Raw genomic sequence first — 10,387 nt, forward strand, 5'->3', positions numbered from 1 at the left:
ACACCTCAATCAAGTAAATTATCAATAGAGATCGCTGTTTGTTGTTTCTTTTGCTTTGGTTCTGTCTTTTTGTATTCAAGGTATCTTTCGTCATTTAGGAAACCTTCTAACATTTTGATGTACTGTAATTCTGTATTTTGTTTCTCGCAATCTTTTGCATAGCATGCAATTCCATGTTTAATGTCTTCATGACTATGATCTTTATCCAAAGCTTCTTTATAACGTTGATATGCTTTTGGTTTGTTTCTTTTCTTTGGATAGATACTCCATATTTCTTCAAAATCATCACTGTAAGAATTCTTTTTAGGCTTCTTCTTCGTGTCTGCTTTAGCAGCACATATATTATTCTTTGTTGTATTCTCTGTAGTAATCTCTGTTAAAGATTCCGACGTTTTGTCAGGTTCCATTCCGACAATTTGTAAGTTTCCATTCTGACAATTTGTAAGAATCGAATCTAACAATTTGTTAAAATCCAATTTATAGTGAACTGTAGGCGCTCCGTTCGCTTTCTTTAAAGTTGTCTCAACAAAACCAGCGTTTACTAATTTTTTAGTAGAGTATCTAACTTGTCTTTCGGTTAAACATATTTCTTCTTCCCATTCTTTATATGTTTTATAGAAGAAACCGTCTGTCCGTTTTGATTTGTCACTATAAAAAACGATTTGATTTAGAAGGATTGCTGTTGTAAGATCACCTGTCAATTTAACGAACAACTTTGGTACAACAACTATGTTCTCTTGTCCGCTTATTTGAGAAATAATGGTCCGTATTGTGTTGTAATTACTCAATTAATTCACCTTCTTCATCCAACATTCGTAACTAACATGATCCTCCATGCCCGTGAATCGAATCTTGTCCTTCCCTTTAAACTTTCCGTCGTTATAAAAAGTTTTTCCGCTCTATATACTTTCTTAATTGGAGTTATATAGTCATAACCTCTTGCTTCTAAATCACGAACCGCTTTTATCATTTCTTTCATAGATCCACGTCTTACTGGTATCTTAAACATCAATCGTCATCCTTTCGCATTTTGCTATACCGTCATTAACTTCCAAAACCTTATATCCGGGATAACGCTTTGGTATGCGATTGATATACCTGCAAGCGTTCCTCTTAATCTCTTGTTCTGTTTTTGCATCCTCCATGACCCATGCTGGGAGGACGACATTTGATATAATTTGTTGGTTCAGCATGGGTTTTCATCTCCTTAGTTTGTTTGTTCTAACACTTCAACTTGTTCTGTTTCTTCCGCTTCAATAAACTCTGGTTCCTCTGTGATATCTTTGCGAATCACTTCGTCCTGTTGAGCTTGCGTTTGAACTTCTATACTGATTGGCAAGTATTTAAACATCGATCTCACGACTGTTTTCTTTGCCATTTCTTCGTAATCGCTTTTCCATGGGCCAAAATCTTTTGATTTAGAGCGTCCACGACGCTTTTCAATCTCACTTACTGGCATGAATTCCATTTGATATCCACCATCTTTAAAATGTGCCACTGCATAAGCTCCGATAAACGCTCCACGATCTCCAAATGAAGGTTTATGTTTTAACTGAGGATGTAAGCCCAATTCATATTCAAACTCGTCATTTTCGTACACTGCATGAGCGTAAATGCTTTGAATGTGACCAGAACGTCTTGCAAGATCAATCATTCCTTTGTATCCGATAATGAATTGAACTTCTTTACCCCATTTTGGGTTTTCTTTAGTACCAAAGTTTTTGTTGAAAGGAAGTAAATAGCAATGCCCTAGTAATCCTGGCTCTAATCCTAGCTGCACCGCTTGCATCACCGCTCCCATTAGGGAAGGTACTGTGCATTCTAATAACGCTGGGTTTGTTCGAATCGTTGTAAGAGCTATACGGCTCATACGGTCCATGTCCATGTGCTTCGGTAGTACTTCCGCCATTCTCGGACCCATTTTTTTCATATATGCTTCAACTGTTTGTTCAGGACTTGCAGGTTTATTTTCAGTACGATTTGCTAATTTATTTTTAATAGATTCATTGTTTGCCATTGTTTATTTCCCCCTATTTAACTGTGAATTTTCTACTTTTAGATTCTTTTGAGTACTGCTTGTACAACTCTGGTTGCTCTTCTTTTAAACGTTTACTATCAAGTCTGTTAGAAGTTTGTGTTTTCCATGAAATCTTGTAATTCTCGGTTTTTCCAACTTCATTCGGGCCAAGTTTTGCTTTAATTTTGTTTTCGTACTCTGTTTTTTGTTCTTCTAATGCTTTTATTTCTTTATCCACTTGGTCACGAGCTTCTATTAATAACTCAACTTCATTACCTAGCTCGATCTCGCTATCTTCAACCGAATCTGGATACATTTCTTTAAGCAATGTTGCCGATGCTTCCGAACCATCAAACATTGGAGGGATTCCTTTCTCCACATGGTTTAGCCAAAAATCTTTTTCTATATCGATTAGGTACTGAATGATTTCTTCATCACGATCAATCTTTTTATAGATGAATTTGTTACCACCAATGAGAACTGCAATCCACCATGCTTTATAACCTGTTACAGCCATATAGTGTTGACATTGAATGAGGTAAGATGCTGGGATTTCTTCGCCTTCCCACTCTTTCTTTAAGTATTCAGAAGCCGTTTTACATTCAAGACCAACTTTCTCACCAATAATGAGCCTGTCCACATTTGCAAGCATCCAAGGGTAATCAGGATGTTGTAAGATTGCATTGCACTTTCTAACTTTCAATTCAGTTCGTTTACTGAACTCATCTGCTACAATTTCCTCTAATACATTCCCGAAGTATGCCGCTTCACTTGGTAACTGATCCTTATTGATTTCACTCGTTTTGTCGTAATAAACACCGATTGGTGAACTCCATTTATTTAATCCCGCAATAGCTGCTGCATCCGAACCACCAATTCCAGCCTTTCTTGCTTCTAACCATTGTTCATGGGCCATATCCTTAGTTGTAATTAATACGTTCGCTTCCATCTCATTCACCTGCAACTTTCTTTGTAGAATGAGACTCTACATATTGTTTGATGCATTCTGTTTCTGCATGTAAGTAATCACCATCGAAATCTAAGCAACTTTCACCGTAATAGATTTCTCCGAAGCAACCTGCACAATATTCGATGAAGTCTCTTGTTAGAGAGTCATGATGGTTACCAATTAATACTGGATTTTCAATCATTTTCTATTCCTCCTCGTTTACTTGGAGAAAACAAATGTGTTATAATATGGGTAAGAGTTTTTTACATTTGTTTTCTTCAAACCGTCCTAGGGGTAGGGCGGTTTTTTATTTTGTTTTAAGTAACTCTGGGTTTTCGTAGATATTTCCAATGACTATAAATTCGTAAATTTCACCGTATACACACTTTTGATATCCTTGTCCGATTTCAAAAGGAGACCATCCAAACTTTCCCCATCTAACAACATGTTCAGCAAGTGGTTCTTCTTGAAAATGAATCCCGCCTTCATGACGACTTACAATATCCCCTTCATAAATCTCCTTACCATTCTTGTCTTTTAATCCTGTGTATTGCATGATTTCATAATAATTTGCAACTTCATACTCAACATAAGATGTTCCAGCGTAGTTTCGTTCTTCTTTTTGATATACTTTTCCATCTGTACCAATTAACAAATCGGGTGAAGCATCATATTCCAACATGTGATACTTTTTATCCCATGTTCTAAACTTAATTTCTCTCATCTCAATTCCCCTTTCTGATGCTATGCGCATCATCATGACCAGAAGCGCGGTGGAGGGGTGTGGGTGTCCGCTCCTGATCATGATGACAAGCACAGTGCTTGTCCTAAGAAAAGACGTCTTGGCGATGACCTGCGATGTATTGTGGCGCGGCTCCCCTTTATCAGGATCGTGGCTCGCTCTCGCTATTTCTTCCCTACCTGCTAGCATGGATTAACCATTCTAGCAACGCTCTTAGCTTAAAGGGCTTCGAAGTTTTCACTTCATTTATAGTCGCTAAGACGACTTTTATTGATTTTGGTACTGATATTCTAATTTCTATATCCCAGTAACCCCGAATTTTAGAATGTAAATTAAGTGAGTATAAATTCCATAAACCTGTATTCATTTTTCCTTTTGTTATCATTTCGCCTTTCCCCTTTATCAGTTATTTAGCTAGAGTGATATACTTCTTATGTACTTCCTCAACCTTATCTGCGCTGTTATGTACTCCTCTAGCTCTTAAATCACGTATCATTGCGATGATTTTCTCTCGTTCGTCTTTATCTCGCTGCTCTTTATTCATCCTGTGACCACCCTGTTTTCTTATCCCAAACATCAATTCTATAAATCAGATAGAATATACTCACGACTATTACTGCGAAGATTGCTAATGACGTTGAGTGTTCCACCGTTTACATCGCCTCCTGTTCCATTTCTTTCTTCAGTCGGTCTATGATGTAGGCTTGTCCTTTTGGTGTTACGTATGTTGTTGTCCATGTGAAGGCTTCACCATTTGGTTTTTTCTTAACGCCTTGTGTAACCTCGAATAATTCTCTTTCAACTGCTTTTTGAGTTGGTTCAGTAGAACGTTTGAACATTAACTCCCATTCTCGAAGTTTTGTAAATAACTGACGCTGACCAATTTTCACTCCTTGTTTAGTTGCCAGTTTTGCAACTTCACTAACTTTCAGCGTTTGTTCTGACTGCATACAAGCTTCAGCGAATGTTACCAGTGGTTGTTGTTGCAATACTTTTCGCTCAGCTTCAATTCGTTTTGCTTTTTCTTCTTTTAAGTTAGTGAGAAGGCCAATCATAAAGTCTGGATCAGTTACTGCTTTTTCGAGCGCTTGGTCTGTCATGTATGCTCCGTGTTTTCGGATTGTTGGAAGCACTTCTTCAAACACCCATTTTTCAAATTGTTCCGCTTGTGGAAGTTTTGATTTAACGATTAAGCGGTATAAGTTTGGTTCGTTGATGAAGCGTTTTTGTTGTTGTCTTCCTAACGAATCTGTGACTGCTACGGTGTAGCACCCATCTTCTTTGCAATTCTTTCGAATAGCTTGTTGTGGATTTGAATACCCTAATACCTTTGCCACATCAGTTGCTGGAAAGTATTCTTTCCCCTCTTTAATAAGAATTTCTAAGTTGCCGAACATGTTGTGTGAGAATTTTTGTAATTGGTTCATTCTATTTTTCTCCCTCTCTATCCGATAAGTTTCGTATCTTTGATACATTTTGTATCATCAAGGTCATTAAAAATGTCAGGGAATAAATCATTTGCCCTAACTCCAAAGAACCTTTGGTATTTCTTCATTGTCTTGATACTAGGGTTCCTTTCACCCTTTTCTATCTTGCGAACAAATACAGCTGATAATTCTAAAGCCTCTGCTAGTGCTTCTTGTGTTAAATTCCTTGCTGTACGTTCGGTTATAACTCTTTTCCTCATTTAATCACCTACCGTTTTGATACATTTTGTATCGTTAACTGTAGTATAAATGATACGTTTCATATCGTCAACACATTTTGATACATTTTATATCTTTTTTATAAAAGGGGTTTAAAGTGATACAATTTGTATCTATAATAAAGATATTGAATTATTTATTGACACGGTGCGAGAGGGGATTATATAAAATGACATTTGGAGAAAAGTTAAAAACGTTGAGAGGTAACAGGACCCAGGAAGAGGTAGCGAAAGGTATTGAAATTTCTAGACCTAGATATTCTCACTTCGAAAACGATCGTAATGAACCTGATTTACACTTAATACAAAAGATTGCGGATTATTATAAAGTAACTACAGATTACTTACTAGGACGTTCTGAAGATCCACGTCTAACAAAAGAGCAAGATGATAAAGCGACTGAAATGGCAAAGAAACTCGAAAAACTAATTTCGGAATTAGGGGATGCGGATCAAGAAAAAGCTCTAGAGCATTTAGAAATGTTTGTGCAGTACCAAAAAGCAAAAAAATAATGGTATATAAACAAAAAGACTTACCAATATTGGTAGTCTTTTTTTCTTTTTATCTATTCTTCTTTATACGTACTTAATGTAGTTGTTTTTAGTAATTCCTCTACATCATCGTTACCGCTTTTTAATAACCATTCAATTGCCGCCTGTTTTAATAATTGCTCTTTTGTCATCATAAATTCCCCCTGCATCCTAATAATTTATATACCTTTTCTAAAGTGGAAAGTTTTTGTCGTTTACGTCAAAATGTTTCCACTCCCTATAAAGCAGAAATGACAGTGTCACATTCGACACTGTCATTTTTAATATATATTTATTAACCGCCGCCTGGGCCTGGATCAACCATATACTTGGATATTTGTGTTTCATTAGCTTCTCGATCTGTAAATTGGAACGCTGTCACAGAAAGGCAAGCTACAGTAGCGATAGATAAAATCGCTTTAATTAGCTTAGTTTTCAAGTGCTTCACCACCTTTTATATATGACTCAATTATAACATTCTAGGGCTGCTTTTGGTAGAGATATATAGAAAAAATCACCTGATTTAGAAAAACTTTCTATGGACATTTCTAAGTATTTTTTTCCTTTTTCTCCTCCAACCGCAAGACCCATATAATACAACTGAAAACTACTAAGATAACCATTTTCATTTTGTAAATCTTGTAAAATTTCAATAGCTTTTTGATTTTCGCCTAACTTTACATATAAAAACGCCTTTTCAGCTTTATCTAATTCTTCTGGATTTATAGTATGTAAATCTTTCTCATGATGTATTCTTAAAAATAAAAGCGTATTTAAAACTTTATCTCTTCGTAGTTCTAACTTCTTATTTACCGGATTTCCGATAATTTCTAATGATTTCTCCATATATTCTTTCGCTCTCTGATAATCAGAAAAAACATAGCTTTCTCCAACTTTACAGTATGCAACTGCTTTAGTGCTGACGTAACAATTCGTTTCATCATTAATTATTTCAAAACATATATTGCGAGCTCTATCTAAATTGTTTTCGTGTAATTCCACGAAAATATTCATTTCTTTTATTCTTAATAAAAATGAATCCCTTAAGGTATGGCATTTGATTTCTAGAATATCAGGTAATAATTGCTGGATATATTCATTAACCATCTTGTAATTACCTAAATCAAAAAAAGAGTATATTGTATTTAAAACTGATAATATTACCAATTCATTATCTGTATACTTTTGCTTTTTTCTCATTTTATCAACTTTCTCAAAGAACATCTTAGGAGTAATTGTATTTTCGCTTCTTTCTCGCAAAGTTCTGTATAAAGGAACTAAGTTTAAGTTTATCCGTACAGTTTTTGAATTTCCTTTTTTCTTTTCTTTTTCGTCTCCATTGTTTTTAGGACTCGTTATCTGTTGCATTACCACATCTTGAAGCTCATATTCCCCAAACATATCTAACACTTCTAATGCTAATTTTAAATTTTTATGTGATAAATGGGGGGTCATTTTTTTTACCCATTTTCTACGGAATTCAACGTCATTCGGCTTGTATAATCTTAGTGCATCTACAAAGTGCATGAAATCAAATTTCCCTTTTGTTTTGAAATAACCATTCACCGTAGTGTGTGTCACATCAAAGCGTTTAGCTAGTTTCCTGTTAGTGTAACCGTTTGATTTTAAAGTTTCATTCATATTAGTTAATAATTCTTGCACAACATTTGTCCTCCCTTTTTGGACAAAAAGGCACGTACCCCAATTTCTTACATATAAAGGAAAACGTGTCACTCTCACTCTAAGTTGTGTTATAATATCTGTGTGCAAGATCCGCGACAATGTTCCCTAGACTGGTTAGGGGGCAGTGTAGAAGGTGCTACCAACACCTTTTACACCGTGGGTCTTTTTTGCGTCCGTTTTTTTATTTGTTTTCATAATAACACAAATTTCCCAATATTCGGTCATGGAGTTATCAGACAAGTCTTGAGAAAATTAGAAAAACGCTAAGTTGCAACGTTTCCTTTATGAAAAAAATTATACAAAAGACCTCATATCTAGATTTTACCACATAAAACCGAAAATGAGAACGAGTGTTCTTATTTTTATTCGAATGTTAGTCACTAAACACCTAAAAATATGAAATTAGTTGATAAAACAACTAATTGTAGTAGTGTGATAGTTAGATATTTATACTTTAACTATTATGATACTCTTTGGACAAACTTTAAAACAATTAAGAAAGTCACGTGGCTTAACTCAACATCAATTAGCTGACAGGCTTAACTTGAGTCAAAGCCAAATAAAGAATTGGGAAACTGACAGATTCCAACCTGATCTTGAAACTTTATTCAATATCGCCTCCTTTTTTAATGTATCATTAGACGTTCTTGTTGGCTTTTCTAACGAATTCCAAGATGAACCCATACAACAAGTCCTTTCTGAAGCTCAATCGACGTATGGGTCGTTGGATGAAGCTCAGAAGGAAAGATTTTGTAAGCAAGTCTTATTGTTCATACGGATGATAAAAGACAACCAAGAAACGTTCTGATTTGTTTTCATTTTAGGGGAAAAGTTTTCCAATATCCAGTGGTAAAATTTGACATTATTTGACCATTTTACCCAATCGGGAGCTTCGGCTCTCTTTTTTATTTCGTTCGACAGAATCTGACAAAATAGTTGTAACCGTTTCTGTTATGATAGTTTCGGAAATCTTACATTTGGGTACTGGAGGAAACATAATAATGGGTAAAATTTTTAAATTTGGATGTTTAGGAGTAATTGCACTAATTGTTATCGGAGTTATCATCGGCGCTATGGGTGGAGGAGACTCAACAGAAAAAACTTCCACTGAACCGAAACAGGAAACGAAAAAGGAAGAGAAGAAAAAAATTACTCTTGCTGATTATGATTCTATTAAAGCTGGAGATGCTATGAGTGGTGAAGGTGGAGATACATATCAAGACATCGTTTCGAAATTTGGTGATCCTTCTAATACATCAGATTCACAAACAGGCGAATTCAAAATGAGTATAGCTAGTTGGACTAAAAACATAAATGGAAACTTGGGCGCAAACTTCACTTTAACATTCGTTGAAAAAGATGGAGCTAAACGAGTTTCTTCTAAATCACAATCAGGAATGAAATAGACACTCAAAGGATCACTTTATATTTTCTCAATAACCAATATAGATAAATATGGTAAAATGGTAATTGGATGGGAATTCAATTTATATTATTAAAAGTAGAGTGGTTCAAGTCGGAGAAAGGCACCTTAAGGTGTCTTTTCTTTATGAAATTTACAAAATACAACAATATATCCTCTACCGCTTTGTTATGATATTTTTAATAAAGAACTTATAAATAGGGAAAGGAATCACAAATATGGGATTTAGATTTCATAAAAGTAAGCAAATAGCCCCTGGTATTAAGTTAAATGCAAGCAAAAAGGGAATAGGAATTAGTATTGGTGTAAAAGGAGCTCGTGTTAGTTTTGGCCCATCAGGAACAAGAGTTACAACTTCAATCCCTGGAACAGGTATTTCTTATCAAAAACAAATCAATAATAAGTCAACAAGCATAGAAGAATTAGATTATCAAAAACCAATATATACTCCTCAAACAGTGGAAGTAGACGCTATAACAATTAGGGATAGCCAAGCTACTATTAATACTCGGAAAATAGCAAAACCACTATCTATTTTAATGTTTATTGCATTTATCACTTCAGTGTCGTTCATAAAAATTTTACTCGCAATAGTATTTGCAGTAATCGGTTTTATATGCTATCGATTAAGTTTGACACCTGTTGGCGTAATATGCCCAACATGCAAAGGGCAACACTTAGTATTTAAACAAAAAGAGATGCAATGCTCTTGTTGTAAAAGTACTCTAATAATAAATAGGCACTCATAAGGGTGCCTATTCTTTATGAAAAAATCCCCGCACAATGTGCAAGGATCCAAAGGAAGCTGTTCAGTTGGATGAACAACTTTATCGTAATACATTCATACCCCACTGGCAAAACAGTAAAATCTCGTTTTTCCTCTAGTGAAATGTAATTTTATCTTATTAGAGATTTCCCTAATCCTCGTTAAGCTTCCTGATTACTCTTCTTTTTTCGTCAAGATTCTGCTATGATTAAGGATAGATACATAGATTTCAAAACAAATACTTTTATATAAAAAATAAAACCCCGACAGGATTTCCATTGGTTTGTTGAGTTTGGCCGCCCGACAACCGATGAAAATGAGAACGCGAGGTTTGTTTTCACATATTTAATATCTATCTGTATGATAGCATATATTTTTAAAAATGTGAATAACAAACCTCTAGTTTCCTATACCCATTTTTCGGTCGGGGTGGAAATTGGAGGTTTTTTTAATGGCAAATGATGTTTTTAAACACGCTCGGAAACGAGGACACAGCGTTGTGGAGAACGCTCTACTTGATGATTGTAACCTTACAGGAATGGCAAAATACCTTTTAATTCAGTTCTGTTCAC

Annotated in this window: 16 protein-coding genes and 1 pseudogene; 4 read left to right on the forward strand and 13 right to left on the reverse strand. The window is 35.1% G+C overall.

Annotated elements, in window-relative coordinates; translation table 11 throughout:
* Positions 1-5 precede the first annotated feature (5 nt).
* The 11 genes and pseudogenes from KFD70_RS22320 to KFD70_RS22370 form a co-directional block, all read right to left on the reverse strand.
* Positions 6-788 (reverse strand): conserved phage C-terminal domain-containing protein, encoded by a 783-nt coding sequence (locus KFD70_RS22320; protein WP_431613403.1) that lies wholly within the window; start codon positions 786-788, stop codon positions 6-8.
* Positions 789-1,009: pseudogene (locus tag KFD70_RS22325) on the reverse strand (hypothetical protein).
* Positions 1,002-1,193, reverse strand: a complete 192-nt coding sequence (locus KFD70_RS22330; RefSeq protein WP_431613404.1) for a hypothetical protein — start codon at positions 1,191-1,193, stop codon at positions 1,002-1,004. Before KFD70_RS22330 ends, KFD70_RS22325 begins: the two are co-directional and overlap by 8 nt.
* Positions 1,194-1,207: 14 nt before the next feature.
* Positions 1,208-2,017 (reverse strand): recombination protein RecT, encoded by an 810-nt coding sequence (gene recT / locus KFD70_RS22335; RefSeq protein ID WP_431613405.1) that lies wholly within the window; start codon positions 2,015-2,017, stop codon positions 1,208-1,210.
* 13 nt (positions 2,018-2,030) lie between these two features.
* Positions 2,031-2,966: a YqaJ viral recombinase family nuclease gene (locus tag KFD70_RS22340; protein WP_431613406.1), complete on the reverse strand. Its 936-nt coding sequence runs from the start codon at positions 2,964-2,966 to the stop codon at positions 2,031-2,033.
* Position 2,967: 1 nt separating this feature from the next.
* Positions 2,968-3,168, reverse strand: coding sequence for a hypothetical protein (locus KFD70_RS22345; protein WP_431613407.1), 201 nt, complete (start codon positions 3,166-3,168; stop codon positions 2,968-2,970).
* Between the two features lie 105 nt (positions 3,169-3,273).
* Positions 3,274-3,690, reverse strand: a complete 417-nt coding sequence (locus KFD70_RS22350) for a YopX family protein (RefSeq protein WP_431613408.1) — start codon at positions 3,688-3,690, stop codon at positions 3,274-3,276.
* A gap of 424 nt (positions 3,691-4,114) precedes the next feature.
* Positions 4,115-4,252 (reverse strand): hypothetical protein, encoded by a 138-nt coding sequence (locus KFD70_RS22355; protein ID WP_431613409.1) that lies wholly within the window; start codon positions 4,250-4,252, stop codon positions 4,115-4,117.
* Positions 4,245-4,358, reverse strand: a complete 114-nt coding sequence (locus KFD70_RS22360) for a FeoB-associated Cys-rich membrane protein (protein ID WP_431613410.1) — start codon at positions 4,356-4,358, stop codon at positions 4,245-4,247. Before KFD70_RS22360 ends, KFD70_RS22355 begins: the two co-directional genes overlap by 8 nt.
* Before the next feature lie 3 nt (positions 4,359-4,361).
* The gene (locus KFD70_RS22365) at positions 4,362-5,135 is read right to left on the reverse strand and encodes a BRO family protein (RefSeq protein WP_431613411.1); all 774 of its coding nucleotides are present in this window, start codon (positions 5,133-5,135) and stop codon (positions 4,362-4,364) included.
* Between the two features lie 17 nt (positions 5,136-5,152).
* On the reverse strand, positions 5,153-5,395 hold the full coding sequence (locus KFD70_RS22370; RefSeq protein ID WP_431613412.1) for a helix-turn-helix transcriptional regulator: 243 nt from the start codon (positions 5,393-5,395) through the stop codon (positions 5,153-5,155).
* Positions 5,396-5,583: 188 nt separating this feature from the next.
* Here KFD70_RS22370 and KFD70_RS22375 point away from each other — a divergent pair, with 188 nt between their 5' ends.
* The gene (locus KFD70_RS22375) at positions 5,584-5,925 is read left to right on the forward strand and encodes a helix-turn-helix domain-containing protein (RefSeq protein WP_431613413.1); all 342 of its coding nucleotides are present in this window, start codon (positions 5,584-5,586) and stop codon (positions 5,923-5,925) included.
* 313 nt (positions 5,926-6,238) lie between these two features.
* Here KFD70_RS22375 and KFD70_RS22380 read toward each other — a convergent pair whose 3' ends face one another.
* Positions 6,239-6,382, reverse strand: a complete 144-nt coding sequence (locus KFD70_RS22380) for a hypothetical protein (protein WP_431613414.1) — start codon at positions 6,380-6,382, stop codon at positions 6,239-6,241.
* A gap of 26 nt (positions 6,383-6,408) precedes the next feature.
* A complete protein-coding gene (locus KFD70_RS22385) occupies positions 6,409-7,584 on the reverse strand; it encodes an AimR family lysis-lysogeny pheromone receptor (RefSeq protein ID WP_431613419.1) in 1,176 nt (391 codons plus the stop codon).
* A 505-nt stretch (positions 7,585-8,089) separates the two neighbouring features.
* On the opposite strand from KFD70_RS22385, the gene KFD70_RS22390 reads away from it, so the two are divergent.
* The 3 genes from KFD70_RS22390 (at position 8,090) to KFD70_RS22400 (ending at position 9,798) form a co-directional block, all read left to right on the forward strand.
* Positions 8,090-8,434, forward strand: coding sequence for a helix-turn-helix domain-containing protein (locus tag KFD70_RS22390; protein WP_431613415.1), 345 nt, complete (start codon positions 8,090-8,092; stop codon positions 8,432-8,434).
* A 193-nt stretch (positions 8,435-8,627) separates the two neighbouring features.
* The gene (locus KFD70_RS22395; RefSeq protein WP_431613416.1) at positions 8,628-9,032 is read left to right on the forward strand and encodes a hypothetical protein; all 405 of its coding nucleotides are present in this window, start codon (positions 8,628-8,630) and stop codon (positions 9,030-9,032) included.
* Between the two features lie 235 nt (positions 9,033-9,267).
* Positions 9,268-9,798 carry a DUF4236 domain-containing protein gene (locus KFD70_RS22400; protein ID WP_431613417.1) on the forward strand — a complete coding sequence of 177 codons (531 nt, stop codon included), beginning with the start codon at positions 9,268-9,270 and terminating at the stop codon, positions 9,796-9,798.
* The last annotated feature ends 589 nt before the right edge of the window (positions 9,799-10,387 follow it).

Source organism: Bacillus pfraonensis (assembly GCF_050768835.1).
GTDB classification, from domain to species: domain Bacteria; phylum Bacillota; class Bacilli; order Bacillales; family Bacillaceae_G; genus Bacillus_A; species Bacillus_A pfraonensis.

Bases quoted from the DNA above. Each gene is read 5' to 3' on its own strand.
- KFD70_RS22345 (WP_431613407.1), bottom strand. From the start codon at position 3,168: ATGATTGAAAATCCAGTATTAATTGGTAACCATCATGACTCTCTAACA.
- KFD70_RS22365 (WP_431613411.1), bottom strand. From the start codon at position 5,135: ATGAACCAATTACAAAAATTCTCACACAACATGTTCGGCAACTTAGAA.
- KFD70_RS22375 (WP_431613413.1), top strand. From the start codon at position 5,584: ATGACATTTGGAGAAAAGTTAAAAACGTTGAGAGGTAACAGGACCCAG.
- KFD70_RS22330 (WP_431613404.1), bottom strand. From the start codon at position 1,193: ATGCTGAACCAACAAATTATATCAAATGTCGTCCTCCCAGCATGGGTC.
- KFD70_RS22400 (WP_431613417.1), top strand. From the start codon at position 9,268: ATGGGATTTAGATTTCATAAAAGTAAGCAAATAGCCCCTGGTATTAAG.
- KFD70_RS22370 (WP_431613412.1), bottom strand. From the start codon at position 5,395: ATGAGGAAAAGAGTTATAACCGAACGTACAGCAAGGAATTTAACACAA.
- KFD70_RS22340 (WP_431613406.1), bottom strand. From the start codon at position 2,966: ATGGAAGCGAACGTATTAATTACAACTAAGGATATGGCCCATGAACAA.
- recT (WP_431613405.1), bottom strand. From the start codon at position 2,017: ATGGCAAACAATGAATCTATTAAAAATAAATTAGCAAATCGTACTGAA.
- KFD70_RS22350 (WP_431613408.1), bottom strand. From the start codon at position 3,690: ATGAGAGAAATTAAGTTTAGAACATGGGATAAAAAGTATCACATGTTG.
- KFD70_RS22355 (WP_431613409.1), bottom strand. From the start codon at position 4,252: ATGAATAAAGAGCAGCGAGATAAAGACGAACGAGAGAAAATCATCGCA.
- KFD70_RS22385 (WP_431613419.1), bottom strand. From the start codon at position 7,584: ATGAATGAAACTTTAAAATCAAACGGTTACACTAACAGGAAACTAGCT.
- KFD70_RS22390 (WP_431613415.1), top strand. From the start codon at position 8,090: ATGATACTCTTTGGACAAACTTTAAAACAATTAAGAAAGTCACGTGGC.
- KFD70_RS22395 (WP_431613416.1), top strand. From the start codon at position 8,628: ATGGGTAAAATTTTTAAATTTGGATGTTTAGGAGTAATTGCACTAATT.